The organism is Flavihumibacter solisilvae (genome assembly GCF_000814475.1).
GTDB lineage: Bacteria > Bacteroidota > Bacteroidia > Chitinophagales > Chitinophagaceae > Flavihumibacter > Flavihumibacter solisilvae.
Genome location: NZ_JSVC01000002.1, coordinates 149,919 through 165,245, shown reverse-complemented (window position 1 = coordinate 165,245; position 15,327 = coordinate 149,919). Strand labels below are relative to the sequence as shown.

Annotated in this window: 15 protein-coding genes; 3 read left to right on the top strand and 12 right to left on the bottom strand. The window is 47.2% G+C overall.

Going from position 1 to position 15,327, the window contains the following annotated elements; genetic code table 11:
- Positions 1-42: 42 nt before the first annotated feature.
- Entirely contained in the window at positions 43-2,685 is a 2,643-nt protein-coding gene (gene alaS, locus OI18_RS02595) for an alanine--tRNA ligase (RefSeq protein WP_082037827.1), read from the bottom strand.
- Positions 2,686-2,790: 105 nt separating this feature from the next.
- Between alaS and OI18_RS02590 the strand changes: the two genes are divergently transcribed.
- Together OI18_RS02590 and OI18_RS24125 are read left to right on the top strand one after the other, a co-directional pair.
- Positions 2,791-3,762, top strand: a complete 972-nt coding sequence (locus OI18_RS02590; protein ID WP_039136875.1) for a M23 family metallopeptidase — start codon at positions 2,791-2,793, stop codon at positions 3,760-3,762.
- A gap of 65 nt (positions 3,763-3,827) precedes the next feature.
- Positions 3,828-4,415, top strand: a complete 588-nt coding sequence (locus tag OI18_RS24125; protein ID WP_072038936.1) for a MerR family transcriptional regulator — start codon at positions 3,828-3,830, stop codon at positions 4,413-4,415.
- Between the two features lie 14 nt (positions 4,416-4,429).
- On the opposite strand, the gene OI18_RS02580 is transcribed toward OI18_RS24125, so the two are convergent.
- The 7 genes from OI18_RS02580 to rsfS all read right to left on the bottom strand — a co-directional run bounded on the left by OI18_RS02580 (position 4,430) and on the right by rsfS (position 10,685).
- Positions 4,430-5,527, bottom strand: coding sequence for a mechanosensitive ion channel family protein (locus OI18_RS02580; protein ID WP_039136873.1), 1,098 nt, complete (start codon positions 5,525-5,527; stop codon positions 4,430-4,432).
- Between the two features lies 1 nt (position 5,528).
- Entirely contained in the window at positions 5,529-6,341 is an 813-nt protein-coding gene (locus OI18_RS02575; RefSeq protein ID WP_039136871.1) for a hypothetical protein, read from the bottom strand.
- Complete coding sequence (locus OI18_RS02570; protein ID WP_039136869.1) at positions 6,338-7,093, bottom strand: UDP-2,3-diacylglucosamine diphosphatase; 756 nt, start codon at positions 7,091-7,093, stop codon at positions 6,338-6,340. The genes OI18_RS02575 and OI18_RS02570 overlap by 4 nt, the downstream gene beginning before the upstream one ends.
- Positions 7,094-7,114: 21 nt before the next feature.
- Positions 7,115-7,543 carry a gamma-glutamylcyclotransferase family protein gene (locus OI18_RS02565; protein ID WP_039136867.1) on the bottom strand — a complete coding sequence of 143 codons (429 nt, stop codon included), beginning with the start codon at positions 7,541-7,543 and terminating at the stop codon, positions 7,115-7,117.
- A 35-nt stretch (positions 7,544-7,578) separates the two neighbouring features.
- A complete protein-coding gene (locus OI18_RS02560; RefSeq protein WP_039136865.1) occupies positions 7,579-8,232 on the bottom strand; it encodes a LutC/YkgG family protein in 654 nt (217 codons plus the stop codon).
- Positions 8,233-8,238: 6 nt separating this feature from the next.
- Positions 8,239-10,257: an ATP-dependent zinc metalloprotease FtsH gene (ftsH, locus tag OI18_RS02555; RefSeq protein WP_052272806.1), complete on the bottom strand. Its 2,019-nt coding sequence runs from the start codon at positions 10,255-10,257 to the stop codon at positions 8,239-8,241.
- Positions 10,258-10,325: 68 nt separating this feature from the next.
- A complete protein-coding gene (rsfS, locus tag OI18_RS02550; protein WP_039136863.1) occupies positions 10,326-10,685 on the bottom strand; it encodes a ribosome silencing factor in 360 nt (119 codons plus the stop codon).
- 166 nt (positions 10,686-10,851) lie between these two features.
- On the opposite strand from rsfS, the gene OI18_RS02545 reads away from it, so the two are divergent.
- On the top strand, positions 10,852-11,598 hold the full coding sequence (locus OI18_RS02545; RefSeq protein WP_072038941.1) for a biotin--[acetyl-CoA-carboxylase] ligase: 747 nt from the start codon (positions 10,852-10,854) through the stop codon (positions 11,596-11,598).
- Here OI18_RS02545 and OI18_RS02540 read toward each other — a convergent pair.
- The 4 genes from OI18_RS02540 to OI18_RS02525 all read right to left on the bottom strand — a co-directional run bounded on the left by OI18_RS02540 (position 11,595) and on the right by OI18_RS02525 (position 15,308).
- Complete coding sequence (locus tag OI18_RS02540) at positions 11,595-11,939, bottom strand: eCIS core domain-containing protein (protein ID WP_052272805.1); 345 nt, start codon at positions 11,937-11,939, stop codon at positions 11,595-11,597. The two genes, OI18_RS02545 and OI18_RS02540, sit on opposite strands and share 4 nt — an antisense overlap.
- Before the next feature lie 30 nt (positions 11,940-11,969).
- Positions 11,970-13,676, bottom strand: coding sequence for a tetratricopeptide repeat protein (locus OI18_RS02535; protein WP_039136861.1), 1,707 nt, complete (start codon positions 13,674-13,676; stop codon positions 11,970-11,972).
- Between the two features lie 25 nt (positions 13,677-13,701).
- Entirely contained in the window at positions 13,702-14,565 is an 864-nt protein-coding gene (locus tag OI18_RS02530) for an alpha/beta fold hydrolase (protein WP_052272804.1), read from the bottom strand.
- Between the two features lie 95 nt (positions 14,566-14,660).
- Positions 14,661-15,308, bottom strand: coding sequence for a response regulator (locus OI18_RS02525; RefSeq protein WP_039136858.1), 648 nt, complete (start codon positions 15,306-15,308; stop codon positions 14,661-14,663).
- Positions 15,309-15,327: the final 19 nt, after the last annotated feature.

Sequence of the window (15,327 nt, the reverse complement as noted above, 5' to 3'; positions counted from 1 at the left end):
TGAGGGAATAGGTCAGTAAGTGAATTAAGGAACAGGACCGGGTTAACTGCCGGCCTGTTCAAGTGCTGATTTTATTGATTTTATTACGTCCTGGAGTGCGGATGCGTCCTGTCCACCAGCGGTGGCAATATTTTTCTGGCCGCCGCCGCCGCCTTTGATCAATGGCGCCACATGCTGTTTTATCAGCTTTCCGGCATCGAGCTGCCTGGCAGCTACAACGGTATCCGAAATACCTACCGCAACGAAGGGCTTACCGCCGATATTCGAAGCAAGTACAGCAACATAATCATTCAGGTTGTTCCGCAGGTCAAAGCATAATTTTTTCAGCGCATCTGCATTACTTACTTCGACAATATCGCCGATAAACGTAATACCGTTAATGATCTCATCTTTCTTGAGCAGCTCGTTCCGGATGCCAACCAGTGCGCGATTCTCCAGGCTTTCCAGTTGCTTACGCAGTGTATTATTTTCAGTGATGGTATTGTCTACCGCTTTCAGTAAGTCTTTTGGAAGCTTTAGCGATTCTCTTACCGAATTCAGCAGCAAGAGCTGATCAGCGAGCCATTTCTCCGCCGACTCGCCGCTAACTGCTTCAATGCGCCTCACCCCTGCAGCAACAGCACTTTCATGTTTGATCTTGAAATACCCGATCTCGCCGGTTGCATTTACATGTGTTCCCCCGCAAAGCTCAACAGAATAGCGCTGATCCATTACCACCACACGTACATGGTCGCTGTATTTTTCTCCGAAAAGTGCCATTGCACCCATCCCGATCGCTTCGTCTTTCGGCATCTCTTTTATCTGCACCGGGAGGTTCATCCTTACCTTCTGGTTAACCAGGGCTTCTATCTTGCTGATTTCTTCTTCACTTACTTTCGCGAAATGTGAAAAATCGAACCGCAGGTGCTCCTCATTTACAAGTGACCCTTTTTGTGCAACGTGCGTACCAAGTACCTGGCGAAGCGCCGCATGTAAAAGGTGCGTGGCCGAGTGATGCGCTTCTGTACGGGAACGCTTTTCCCTGTCCACCCTTGCGGTAACAAGACCGGTAATATTAATTGGCAGTTTGTCAACAAAATGGATAACCAGGTCATTTTCCTTTTTGGTATCCACCACAGATACTTCCTCGCCTTCAAAATACAGGCACCCGGTATCGCCCACCTGTCCACCACTTTCTGCATAGAAAGGTGTTGCAGCCAACACCAGCTGGTATGCTTCCTTTCCCTTCGTTTTTACTTTCCGGTACTTGATGATCTTTGTTTCGATTTCAAGTGTATCGTAGCCTACGAACTCCATGAGTGCGTGATCGTTCAGTATAACCCAGTCTTCAGTATCCACTTGCGTCGCGGCACGGCTTCTTTCCTTCTGCTGCTGCATTTCTTTTTCAAATGCAGCTTCATCCACCAGCAGGCTGTTTTCCCTGGCGATCAGGCGGGTAAGGTCAACCGGGAAACCATATGTATCATACAGTTCAAAGGCGGCTTTTCCATCAATCGTAGCGGAAGCGGAACTGCGCGTGACGCCAATAATATCATCCATTTTCCTGAGGCCCTTGTCAAGCGTGCGCAGGAAGGCATCTTCTTCCTCTTTTACCACCCTGGCAACAAATTCTTCCTGCTTATGCAATTCCGGAAATACTTTTTCAAACTGAGTGGCAAGCACCGGTATCAGCCTGAACAGTAATGGCTGCTTGAATTCGAGGTAGGAATAATAATAACGGACTGCCCTGCGGAGGATCCTGCGAATCACGTAACCCGCGCCAGTGTTGGAAGGAAGCTGGCCATCGGCGATAGTGAATGCTATGGCGCGGATATGATCTGCTATTACGCGGAAGGCAACATCTGCGCGACTGTCACTATAACCATAATGCTTACCCGTAATATTTTCCGTTGCGGCGATTGTTCCTGTAAACAGGTCGGTGTCATAATTGGATGATTTGCCCTGCAATACCCGAACAAGCCGCTCAAGTCCCATCCCTGTATCCACATGACGCGCCGGCAGCGGTGCAAGGGTTCCGTCTTTCATCCGGTTGAACTGGATGAATACATTGTTCCAGATTTCTATTACCTGCGGATGGTCTGCATTGACCAGCGCTTTGCCATCTGTTGCCGTCCGTTCTTCATCAGTCCTGCAATCGACATGGATCTCTGTGCATGGTCCACATGGACCGGTATCCCCCATCTCCCAGAAGTTATCTTTCTTATTTCCCAACAGGATCCTGTCCTCCGAAATCCAGTTCTTCCACTCTGAAAAAGCTTCATCATCCCGGGGAATATTTTCTTTTACATCACCTTCAAAGATTGTTACATATAACCTGTCCTTCGGAATTTTGAAAGTATCCGTCAGCAATGACCAGCTCCATTCGATCGCTTCCTTTTTGAAATAATCACCGAAGCTCCAGTTACCAAGCATTTCGAACATGGTGTGGTGATAGGTATCAACGCCCACTTCTTCAAGGTCATTATGTTTACCACTTACGCGGAGGCACTTTTGAGTATCAGCAACACGTTTGTCGGCGGGTAACTGGTTGCCAAGGAAAATATCCTTGAACTGGTTCATGCCCGCATTGGTGAACAACAAGGTGGGATCGTTCTTTACGACTATGGGAGCCGATGGAACGATCAGGTGACCCTTCGATGCAAAAAAATCCAGGAAGCCTTGTCTTATTTCAGCGCTTGTCAACATATTTCGGAATGATTCTTGAATGAAATTGACCCTTCGCCTGCTATATTTGTCTAAAAGCCGGTGAAAGTGGTGCAAAGCTAAGCAATTGAGGCTGAGCAGGCATATATGAAAAAAATCAAATATTACTATAACCCTAATTCACTCCGGTACGAAAAACTGGAAACGCCGCTCCATGTAAAGTTGTTACGTGCATTGGGGTTCATCGCCGGTTCTCTTGTAACTGCACTCATTATTGTTTCCATCGCGTTTCAATATCTCGATTCACCCAAAGAGAAAATCCTGCGCCAGCAATATGAAAAGGCACGTGAGAATTATGACGTGCTTACCACTGAAGTGCACAAACTGCAAACGCAGATGGTGGAGCTGGAAAAGCGTGACAACGAAGTATACCGTTCCATCTTTGAAGCATCACCAGTTCCTGACAGTGCGCGGGTGAAGGAGATGGAAAAACTGAAAGAGATCCAGCTGGTGCAGAAAATGGATGCAGATGCATTATACACAGACATTGTCGGCAACCTGAACAACCTGATCAGGCGCGTAACCTACCAGAATCAATCATATGATGAAATTGAAGGTTTCATCAAGAATAAGGAAATACTGCTTGCTGCCACGCCGGCGATCCAGCCCGTAAATAACAAGGACCTTAACCGCATTGCCTCAGGTTTCGGCTACCGCATCGACCCCGTTTACAAAACCGTAAAGATGCATGCCGGGCTCGATTTCGCTGCCCCGCAGGGAACGCCGATCTATGCTACCGCGAACGGAACAATTAAACTCGCAGGAAATACCGGCAACGGTTACGGCAACCACGTAATCATCAACCATGGCTACGGATACGAATCCCTTTACGGTCACATGTACAGGGTGAGTTCCAGGCCGGGCCAGAAAGTTAAACGTGGTGAAATTATCGGGTATGTGGGAAGCACCGGAAAATCAACCGGTCCGCATCTTCATTATGAAGTACATAAGAATGGAAAGAGACTTGACCCGGTTTACTTTTTTTACAACGATCTTTCTCCTGAACAATACGACAGGCTGTTGAAAATGGCCGCATCCAGCAACCAGAGCTTTGACTGAGTTATCCACAGGGTAATTTCGGCCGGATTATTGCGGCAAGGCAATATTATCTTTACGAGCAGGATATGAAGCCTTACCAACAGATAAGCATGGATTTCGGGTTCACTGAACCTCCCGCTCCGCAAACTACAGTGCAGCCAGCTGCTACTGCTATTCCGCCTGTGAAAATCCCGGTTGTTGATGAGTCTACTGTTCTTACCATCCGCAAGAAGCCTGGACGCAAAGAGAAAGAGAAAGTCTGGAAGTCGGCTACACCTGGTAAAAGAGGCAGAAAATCATTGAAAGATATTGCTGCAGAAGCTGACCTTATTGAAATTCCCGCTGATGAAATTCTTTTCACGAAACAATACTACAGTATCGGTGAGGTTGCGAATATGTTCCGCATGAATCCCTCCCTCATCCGTACGTGGAGCAATGAGTTCGAAGGCATGCTCCAGCCCCGCAAGAACAGGAAGGGAGACAGGTATTTCAGGCCTGAAGATGTGAAGCTTCTACATCTTATTTATCACCTTATCCGGGTGCGTAAATTCACCATGGAAGGTGCACGCGAACATCTTCGCCTGCAAAAGAAAAAAACTGAAAAACAGTTTGAGATCATCCAGTCGCTGCAACAATTCAAATCCTTCTTATTGGAGTTGCGGAGTAGCCTATGAGTTTCGGGAAAAAGTTACCTTAAGGATTCCTGGCCAACGATCATCACTTCTTTTCTTTCGCCCGCAAATTCTACATTTAATCCTTCGAGAAGTCTTAAAATTTCCAGGTTGACCGTCTGCTTTAATTGGTTGAAATCGCCGATCGGTATCATTACCGTGTAATACTCGATATGTATAACAAATGCGGTAGCAGTGATATCACTGAGGAATGTAACGTAGGTTTCAATTGCGGGGTGAGAGAGAATGTTTTTGATGCCGCCTATTACATGATCGAGCTTTACGGATGAAGTCTGTAGCGAAATCTCGAGTTTAAGATCTGCCCTGCGTTGCGTCCGGAGGGTAAGGTTATCCATGATGCTATCGACCATCTGCTTATTAGGAACTGTGACAAAGGTTTTCTGATCTGTCCGTAATCTCGTACTCCTCAGGCCGATCTTTTCAACGGTTCCGGTTATAGCCTGGACCTTTACCATATCACCAACATGGAATGGCTTGTCGAAGAAGATGATAAAAGAAGCGATCAGGTTTTCAAGACTTTCCCTGGCTGCGAGGGCTAGCGCACCCGCAACGATACTAAGTCCCGCGAGATAAGTTGTAATGTCTTTGTTGAACGAAAACCGGATCACCAGCAGGATCCCGACTATCACCAGGATAGCCTTGAAGAAATCCTTGAAGAAGACTACCATCTGGTTATCTGCCACATCCGGTGTAAGGTTCGCCTTCTGTTCCATGAGCATCGCGATAAAATCGATGATCCTTCTTAATAACCAGATGAAGATGATAACGAATATGCCTTTGCCAACACTGTCGACAATCGTCCTGAAGCTGATATGGTATACTTCAAAATCAAGTGACCTGGGGAAATTCAATTTGTCGAGCGCGATCATGGTTATAGTCACGATCAGGAAGACCTGCATAGGCTTCAACAGCAGTTCAACAAATGATTTCTGGTCAATCTTCCACGACCTGTGCCTTATGATCTTGAAAAGCAATCGTGAAATTGTACGTGAAAGATATTTCTTCAGCAGAATTACCAGCATGATAGTACCAAAGCAAACCAGGTAAGCCTGGATACTGTTGTTCAGGAATTCATATGCTAAGAGATCATTCATTTCACTGGTTCGTTTTTATAGTATACACATACAGTACATTGCCTTTGAGAATATAAAACAGGTCTCTCGATACCTGAACTTTAGTAACGCCTTCCAGCATTGAAGGCAGTGGTTCTTCCCTGATATCAAGTGTACCGGGAACATAGCTGGCAAGACTGTTACCTTTCCTGCCTAATACCCGGTTGCCTGAAACCTGGACGTCTGTCCATCCCAGCAATGCTACTTTATTCCGGACTGTTCCGAAATAATCAAGCACAAAAAGTCCCTTCTCCGGATCATAAAGATAAACCAGCCGGTCAGCATCTGTTATTATTATGGGAGACGGGGGAGAATCAAACAATACCCTGAAATCGGCAGTTTCACTGATCACATTTCCGTTGTCGTCCATCCTTTTGAGTTTACCCTCAAGTTCGTCGTAGATCCACACACCATTATCATAAGACTGGCCGATTGCTTTTGCCTGCAAAATATTGTTCCTCCTGGCATCGATGGTATTACGCCTGTTTAAAAACCTGTCCAGTACCACTATCGTACCAAAATCTTTATAAAACAGCAGCACTTTCAATGGGTTCGAAACATCAATGGAGGAGAGTTTCCCAAATTTCCTGATTTCGTTATATACCGCTACAGAATCACCTGCCGGTGATAATTTTTTAAGTTGGCCGTTGGTGTTTACAAGAAATATGTTTCCGAGATTATCAACTGCGAAATCTGAAATATCCTGGCCGAACTTCCCTTTAAGCGCAAACCTGTCCTGCTGCGCATAAGCGAACCCGGTAAAGAGCAACATGACAAGTAAGACGGCTGTTTTCATGACGGGTAATATTTAAGGCTTAAATGTTCACCATCAAACACGGCATAACTGTCGTAACGGATCCAGTCGCCGAGGTTAATATAGCGGCTGTTTCCGAGTTGAAAATCTATTGGCAGGTGCCGGTGTCCGAATATGAGATAATCAAAATGCCTTTTCTGCAGCACTTCCTTGCAATAGCTGATCAGCCATTCATTTTCTTCGCCAAGGAAATGTTCATCATTTTGTCCCGTTGCTGCACGGCTCCTGCGGCTCATATAATTTGCCAGCCCAATGCCCAGTGTAGGATGCAGGATTCCAAAGAGCCACTGGCAGAAGGGGTTCCGGAAGATCTTCTTGATGAATTTATAACCATGGTCGCCTGGTCCGAGCCCATCGCCATGTGCAACCAGGAATTTCTTTCCGTTGAACTCAAAGTATTGTTCCTGGTGATACACAGGGATATTCAGCTCCTGTTCGAAGTAGCCATTCATCCACATGTCGTGGTTGCCAACAAAGAAGTGCACTGGGATACCACGATCTGTTATTTCCGCGAGCTTGCCCAGCAAGCGTACATAACCCTTGGGCACAACCGACCGGTATTCATACCAGAAGTCGAACAGGTCACCCACAATAAAGATCACGGCTGCGTCTTTTGAAATTTCGTCCAGAAAACGGACTATCTTTTTTTCCCTGGTTAAACTGGCTTCATGATTCGGAGAACCCAAATGAAAATCAGAAAGAAAATATACCTTTTTGCCTTCCGTAAGCTGCATGCCGCTTTATACTTTTTACTATTATTTTTTACTTCTCCTGTATTCCAGAACATCGCCTGATGCCACAACCGGCCTGCCTTCCACACTTCCGTTGAACCAATAGATCCAGGCTTCGGTACTAACATCATTCCCCAACCTTACGGTTGCCCTTTCGCGCCTGTAGAGCGGGGCTTCCCCAGCTTCAGGATAGATTCCTTCATAGTCGTCGAGCTGGCCCATTGCCCACTCAAACTCATCCATCTCTCTTATCCGGTAAAGTTCACCTACAATTGTCGCTTCCGTATTGGCAGGTATCGCAGCAGGGTATTCACCCATGTCATAAAGCAGGCCTTTAACGCTGGCCTCCCCGACATAAGTAAAGTAACGGCGGATATATTCATACGCGTCGTGCTGGAATCCCCTACGGAGCGAGCCATAAACAAACAACTGGTAATCGGGAAGGAAATGCATGCAAGGAATAAGTTTGTGAACAAATTGACTATGGTTCAGATCCCCAGTTCATCGACCAGGAAAAGATAAACTTCTTTCGGCCCGTGAACACCTACGACGAGGGTCTTCTCGATATCTGCAGTCCGGCTGGGACCTGATGCGAAGGTAATCATAGAAGGCAGCGAGGAACCATATTTATCTTTAACCATCTTAAGTCCATCCCTGACGTCATACACCAGCTGGTCAGTGCTGGCTATGCAGATATGAACAGGCGCATAGACGCTTGTTGTGCGACCACTTTCCTGGGCAGCACTCATCACAATTGTACCGGTGCGGGCAACCAGGAATTCACAGGTGGTAATGCTTGCATCACAGGTGTAAAGATCCCCCGGTTTATCGGTAGTCGCGTTATCCCATCCTGACCCGCTGAACATCTTCAACAAGGCGCTTTCCCGGCAATAGACTTTTTTGAAAGACTCCTGCTGGAACAGGTGTTGAAGCCGGAGTACCAGTTCCTGCTGGTCGACGCAAAAAACGAATTTTCCCTGGAGGTGAGTAAATGCAGATGCAAACAGCAGTTCCAGGTCTTCGCGCTGTGGCTGGAAAACCGACTGACTTCCTTCACTTGCAGGAAAAGGAATAGGCGTTGATTCACTCAACGCCTTCCTGATCTTTTTAAGAATATTTTCCTTTGAAGGTGATACGTTCATATAACCTTAAACAATAGTAGGAGTTTCTTCAACGTCCAGGGTTTTCTTTTCCTCGAACGGACGCTTTCCAATAAGCTGTTCAACGTCGCTCTGGAATAACACTTCCTTATCGAGCAGCTTTTCGGCCAGGATACCTACCTGCTGCCTTTTTTCCGTAAGTAGTTCCCTGGTACGGTCATATGCTGAATCGATGAGTTTCCTTACTTCTTCATCGATAAGCTTTGAAGTTTCTTCCGAGTACGGCTTGGTAAATGAATTTTCCTGTTGCGGATCATAGAAGCTTACATTCCCGACTTTGTCATTCATTCCATACACAGTCACCATGGCGTAGGCCATACGGGTGATCTGCTGCAGGTCATTCTGGGCACCGGTTGAAATCTTGCCGAAGAAGATATCCTCTGCTGCCCTGCCGCCCAGGGTCATGCAGATCTGGTCCATCAGCTGGTCTGTATTATACAGGTATTGCTCCTTCGGAGTATACTGCGCATAACCAAGTGCTGCCGTACCTCTTGGAACGATGGTAACCTTCAGCAGCGGGTAAGCGTGCTCGAGATACCAGCCGCAAATTGCGTGGCCTGCTTCATGGTAAGCAATGATCTTTTTCTCATCGGGAGAAATGATCTTGTTTTTCTTTTCCAGTCCGCCAATCACCCTGTCCACCGCATCCTGGAAGTCAGACATATCAACTGCTTCCTTACCCTTACGTGCGGCGATAAGCGCAGCTTCGTTACATACGTTGGCGATATCCGCGCCGGCAAATCCCGGTGTCTGTTCTGCAAGCTTATGAATGTCCACATGTTCTGAAACTTTGATAGGTTTCAGGTGAACCTTGAAGATAGCTTCCCTTCCTTTCACATCGGGCTTATCGATCGAGATCTGGCGGTCGAAACGTCCTGGACGCAGTAACGCACTATCGAGTACATCGGGACGGTTCGTGGCTGCAAGGACAATAATTCCGCTTTCGCCACTGAATCCATCCATTTCCACGAGCAACTGGTTAAGGGTGCTTTCCCTTTCATCATTGCTCATAATGGCATTCTTTCCGCGTGCACGGCCAATAGCGTCAATCTCATCAATGAATATGATACAAGGTGCTTTCTCGCGTGCCTGTTTGAACAGGTCACGAACCCGGCTTGCGCCGACACCCACAAACATTTCAACGAAATCACTACCACTCAGGCTGAAGAACGGAACCTGTGCTTCACCGGCCATGGCCTTTGCGAGCAGGGTCTTACCGGTTCCGGGAGGACCAACAAGCAATGCGCCTTTGGGGATCTTACCACCGAGACTGGTGTATTTTTTCGGATTCTTGAGGAAGTCCACGATTTCCATCACTTCCACCTTTGCTTCATCAAGTCCGGCAACATCATTAAAAGTGATATTCACTTTAGTGCCTTTGTCGAAAAGCTGTGCCTTCGATTTGCCGATATTGAAAATACCTCCGGGTCCGGCGCCGCCGCCGGCTCCGCCACCCATTTTACGCATGAGCAGCACCCAGATAAGCACTATGATGAAAATAGGTAATACGAACTGGAAAATGGGTGCGAGCCAGTCGCCCTCCGTATCGTCGATACGGGGCACTTCCCTGACCTGGGGGTTCTTGGCATAAAAATCCCGGAGGTCGTCCGTAAATATTTCAGGTTTGGCAATGGTAAATTCAAACTGTGGGCCTTTGTCCGTGGCAGCGTTGAATCCTTTCGGCAGCTTACTCTGGTAATATTCTTTCTTGAGGCTGTCGGGCTTAATAAAGACGCGGACCAGGTTTTTGTTGCTGATCAGGACAATCTTTTCAACATCTCCCTTTGCGAGCATATGCTCATTGAATTCTGCAAAGGTGATCCTGCGGGCATCCGGAGCAAAAGAGCTGAACAAGTTAAAACCAAGAAGTATAACAGCTAAAGCGCCCCAGATCCAGTAAATATTGAATTTAGGGCCCCTGCGTGGGTCATTTCCATTTCCGTCGGGTCTGGGTCTCATCCTGTTAAATCCTCCCCTCTCATTTGATTTCAAATCTTCCTGTGACATATTGTGTTTGACTATAAAGAATTACTAATGCATATGGGGCCACATTGTTCAAAATGGCCCCTTTTTTATTACTTATACTCGGTCAATGGCGCATCACTCCACATTTCCTCCAGCCGGTAAAACTTCCGGGCTTCGGGCTGCATCACATGCACGACCACATTCACGTAATCTATCAAAATCCACTGTGCCGCCTGCTGTCCCTCATGCCGGTAAGGATTTTCCCCCAGTTCAAGCTTCACTTCATGCTCTACGGCATCGGCTATAGCTTTTACCTGGGTGGTCGAAGTTGCCTGGCAGATGATGAAAAAATCGGCTACGGCTTCGTGTATTTTGCGGAGATCGAGTGAGATTATATTTTCTCCTTTTTTGTCCTGGATCGCCTTTATAATGGATTTGAGGATCTTCGAATTCTTGGTTAAGCGGGTCACACTATTTCGTTGACGAGAAGCTAAAGCTGACAATGGTTCCAATAATCTTTTCTTTTAGTGGTCAAAAATAAACCGGTGCCGGTTGACGGGCGGCAGCATCCCCGTTCAAATTAAGGAAAATCCTACATTCGCCACGTTCAAAAATACTAATCTTTTACGCAACCTGATGGCCGCTCAACATATAGGCAACCGGATCACCGTCCTAACTACAGTAGACAGCTCCAACAACTATGCCATGGACCTTGTTCACAGGCGACTGGCAACTCACGGAGAAGTCATTTTTGCGCTTGAACAAACTGCGGGGAAAGGCCGGATGGGCCGCAGCTGGGTAACGACCAGCGGGGAGAACATAATTGCCAGTTTTATACTTGAAACCAACACCCTGCCTGCTGATTCCGTATTCTGCCTGAGCATGGCTGTGGCGCTCGGATGCCACGACTGGCTTCGGCCGTATGGCGGCGATGAACTTTCTATTAAATGGCCAAATGATATTTATTGGCGTGACAGAAAGGCAGGCGGAATCCTGATTGAGAACAACTGGTCGGGTTCTCACTGGCAGTTTGCCATAGTGGGAATAGGCCTGAATATCAACCAGACTGTTTTCGACCCTGCCACCACCCGAGCGGTGTCGCTTAAACAGATCACCGGTCGTCATTTCGACCTGATGGAGATGCTGAACGGCCTCTGTGCCAGTCTTGAAGCCAGGTGGCAGGAGCTTATTTCCGGGGGTAAGGAAACGATCCTGGCCGATTACAACCATTTTTTGTTCGGGAGAGGCAGGCAGGTTCGGCTAAGCAAAGACGGGAATTCATTCGAAACCACTGTCAGGCACGTAAATGCATCCGGGGAACTGCTAACTACTGATACAGAGGAAAGGAAATTCAGGGTGGGCGAAGTGCAATGGGTCTTTTAGGAGATCCTGGCGGATTGCCGCGAACTGGGAATGAACACGTAACTATCAAAACTCTCGTCATATTCGGCCGCCCTGGCCTCCACTTCGAACCTATTCTGGCGGTAACCATTTTTCAGGTACTCCCGGAAATACATCCACAGGAATGGCAGGTATCCGAGTTGGCTGAATTGTTTAACATGGGCCAGCTCATGCCGTAACCACCGCCGGTTCTGCAGCAACTCCTCCATGCTGGTATTGTGCAGATGTATGGTAGAGCCCAGCACCATGGCCATTTTTTCTGACCGCAGGCGCCGGGCCGCAATTCCTGCCCATATAGAATTTTCCTTTATGCGATATTTCACTGCCTGAAAATACGAAAGCAGACAGAATCATTATTCGACACGAGAGCTGGAAATCGAAATATCCGCCCATTGCCATGCTACATTGAATCGCCTACTAACTTCCGCGGCTTCCACGTCCTTTTCCTGGCCTGCAAGTGCCTTATACAATCCCATCAGGGACCAACCGTTCTCCTTGAATGTTTGCAGATCGTCGCGGAAAACCTTTTCCGCCCCGGCATACTTTTGTGCTTTCAGTAACCAGTGGCCGCGCGTAAGCCTAACTGAGAAAAACCAATCGGGCGGTTCGGTATAATTTAGCCTGTCTTCGATTTCAATAGCAGCAACAAAGAGTTTATCTGCTGCATCGAACCTTCTTCGCCTTGCCAGGATTTCCCCTTCCAGAACATTGGATGCTATCCCTGCGAGGTCTGCAGCGCTGTTCATATCCCAGATCAGCATTTTCTTCAATGCTGCATCCCCTGCGATGATTTTCAGTAACTCCAGTTCCCGTTCGGCAGCCGGCAATTCATTGGAAGCAGCGAAGGCCATTCCCCTTGCATAGTGGTAAATGGAACGCGGGTACAGGAGGCTTTCACCCGGGGCTGATAAGGCAAGGATCTCCTTCCACCTGCCAAGCTGCACCAATACGTAATAGGGAATTATGTAATAATGCTGCAACGTGATATTTTCTGCCAAATATCTCTTGTCAGTGACTGCTGACACCCGCCATGCATTGCGGATTGCTTTTTCCGAACTTCCCTCAAGAAATGCACAAGCTGCCAGGAAATGAATATTATGCGGATATAATAACATCGGGTAACTGCCTTCCCTCCTGCACTGACTGATATATGCGCTGTCCGCCGAACTTGCCTGCTCATTTACCAGCACCCCTTTATGGTAATCACCTGTCCTGATGTAAATATGTGAAGGCATATGCACCAGGTGGCCGGCGGCAGGCATCAGTTCCGGCAACCTGCCTGCATAAGGCAGTGCTTTCTCCGCATTCTTCGAAGCTTCTGTAGCATGGATGTAATAATGAATGGCTCCGGGGTGTGAAGGCCATTTGCCCAGGATCTCTTCCAGAAGGTTAAGAATAGCGGGTGTCCATGGTTGTGGTGTTCCGTCCTTCAGCCACAAATTCCATGGGTGTTCGTTCATCAGTGCTTCAGCATACAGTACGGCAATTTCCATGTCATCGGGAAACCTGATGGCCAGCTTTTTCATGGCCGTTGCATAAGCTTCATTGAATGGCGACATGTCAGTTGCCGGCTCTGAAGGATAACGCTTAGCCACAGCCGCAATTAATCCCTTTTCCTTTTCATTCACATCCTTTGCATAGAATTTTGCTTTGTCAAGGTAAGCGTTGATCTCAGCAAGGCTTGTCGGATTTAATGCTGCGTTATAATTCGGTCCCAACACCATCACCATTCCCCAATGCACCATGGCACATGTTGAGTCGAGCTTCAATGCAGATTTAAATGATCGGCCTGCTTCACCATGATTGAACGCGTACATCAGCGACAATCCCTGGTTGAAGTATTGTTGCACCCTTGCTGATGTTGTAGTGACCGCGAAATGAAGATTGCCGAGTCCACTGAAGATGGGGGCGTCTCCATTATTCATCAGGGCGGTGTCGATCGACGGTCCGCAATATACAGGTATACTGATTCCTGTTTCCACGATTTTCGCAGGCCGCCGGCCATTTGCGAAAAACAGTCCAACTATAATAACACCACCTATAAAAAATAAATGTTTCATAACAGATGTTTAAATTGTCCGGCCACTATTTGTCGGCATCACCGATAAATGCGACCAGGTCGTTTGCGAACCGTCGCGGCTCTTCCCAATGAAGTGCATGACCGGTTCCTTCATAAACTATTAATGATGATCCGCTGATCGCTGCCAGCAATTTGTCCTGGTCTGAACGCGGGCAAAATCCATCTTCCGCACCCCAGAAAATTGTAACCCTTTTGGTGACTGCAGAGAGTTGCTCCGTGTAATTGACTGATATCAGTCCCTCCAGGGCAGCCCTCCATACAAATGCAGGAACTTTCAATGACTCTCCTACCATTGTATTGAAATAGCTCTCAGGCACCGGGCTTGCTGTGGTGCTAAGTTGGAAGTCATTTGCGAATGACTGATCAATGGGATCTTCCAGGTTTATTACTGCCTGGTAAAATTCGCTTATGGGCGCATTACCCGGGTAGCCTGCAAACGCACCGATCAGAACGACGCCTTTCACCTTTCCTGGATAACTAAGAAGAAATCTCTGGGCAATTGTCGACCCCATTGAATGGCCGACTATATATGCCTCACTGATTTTTTCCGCATCCATAAATGCGGCGATGTCATTGGCAAAATCTTCAGGCTGATAACCTGCAGGTGGTTTGTCAGAATCGCCATGCCCCCTTAGCGTAATGGCATATGCATGAATGGATTTGGGCAGGTGTGGAAGCACCAGTTTAAACGATTGCCAGGAATCGGTGATGCCGTGAAGAAAGATGACCGGAACGCCGTTTGACTTACCCGTTTCCACAAATTCGAGCTTCACCCTGTTGGGCAACTCAATAACTTTTTCCTGCGCATTGACAGTACTGAACGCTGCCGATGCCAGCATTACAGCCACGAATAATGAACTCTTTTTCATAAATAAGGTTTTTGGTTCAACGAGGCACAAATTTCATTGAACCAAGCCCATTTTTCAATCCCTGAATCAGGTAAGAATATCACCGAATCCGGTGACTAGACAATGCGCTGGTGAATTGCTTTTGCAACCACTTCTGTGAGGGAAGCAACGTGAAGTTTTTCGTAGATTTTTTTTACGTGCGAACGCACGGTCTCATAACTGATATTGAGTTCGGCAGCGATCATTTTATAACTGAGTCCATTGACAAGGCAGGATAAAACATCTTTCTCCCTTGCTGTAAGGTGATAGTCCGGTATATCTTCCGGCCGGACAGGTTGCGGCAATTGCTGAAGCTTGTTCAGAACCTTACGGGCAATTGATGGAGACATGGGTGAACCCCCGAACTGAAGTTCGCGGATGGATTCTACAAGTTTCGTATTGAGGTGATTTTTCAGGATGTACCCGGATGCACCGGCACAGATGGAATCAAACACGCGATCATCGTCTTCAAATACTGTCTGCATGAGTACCTGTACGTTCGGAAATTCCTTCCTGATCAGGTATACCGCTTCTATGCCAGTCATTCCCGGCATTTCAATATCCATAAGAACCACATCCGGCTTCGATTCCCTGATATCCTGCAAACAATCGAGCACATGGCAATAAGAACCTGAAACAATAAAATCAGGCTCGGTTTCGAGCAGCATTTTTATGCTTTCCCTGATGTTCTTGTTATCATCAAATATTGCGATACGCAGGCTCATGCTAATTTGTTAAACAAAT

Excerpts from the sequence above, each read along its gene's own strand:
- alaS (WP_082037827.1), bottom strand. The coding sequence starts at position 2,685 with ATGTTGACAAGCGCTGAAATAAGACAAGGCTTCCTGGATTTTTTTGCA.
- OI18_RS02590 (WP_039136875.1), top strand. The coding sequence starts at position 2,791 with ATGAAAAAAATCAAATATTACTATAACCCTAATTCACTCCGGTACGAA.
- OI18_RS24125 (WP_072038936.1), top strand. The coding sequence starts at position 3,828 with ATGAAGCCTTACCAACAGATAAGCATGGATTTCGGGTTCACTGAACCT.
- OI18_RS02580 (WP_039136873.1), bottom strand. The coding sequence starts at position 5,527 with ATGAATGATCTCTTAGCATATGAATTCCTGAACAACAGTATCCAGGCT.
- OI18_RS02575 (WP_039136871.1), bottom strand. The coding sequence starts at position 6,341 with ATGAAAACAGCCGTCTTACTTGTCATGTTGCTCTTTACCGGGTTCGCT.
- OI18_RS02570 (WP_039136869.1), bottom strand. The coding sequence starts at position 7,093 with ATGCAGCTTACGGAAGGCAAAAAGGTATATTTTCTTTCTGATTTTCAT.
- OI18_RS02565 (WP_039136867.1), bottom strand. The coding sequence starts at position 7,543 with ATGCATTTCCTTCCCGATTACCAGTTGTTTGTTTATGGCTCGCTCCGT.
- OI18_RS02560 (WP_039136865.1), bottom strand. The coding sequence starts at position 8,232 with ATGAACGTATCACCTTCAAAGGAAAATATTCTTAAAAAGATCAGGAAG.
- ftsH (WP_052272806.1), bottom strand. The coding sequence starts at position 10,257 with ATGTCACAGGAAGATTTGAAATCAAATGAGAGGGGAGGATTTAACAGG.
- OI18_RS02545 (WP_072038941.1), top strand. The coding sequence starts at position 10,852 with ATGGCCGCTCAACATATAGGCAACCGGATCACCGTCCTAACTACAGTA.
- OI18_RS02535 (WP_039136861.1), bottom strand. The coding sequence starts at position 13,676 with ATGAAACATTTATTTTTTATAGGTGGTGTTATTATAGTTGGACTGTTT.
- OI18_RS02530 (WP_052272804.1), bottom strand. The coding sequence starts at position 14,565 with ATGAAAAAGAGTTCATTATTCGTGGCTGTAATGCTGGCATCGGCAGCG.
- OI18_RS02525 (WP_039136858.1), bottom strand. The coding sequence starts at position 15,308 with ATGAGCCTGCGTATCGCAATATTTGATGATAACAAGAACATCAGGGAA.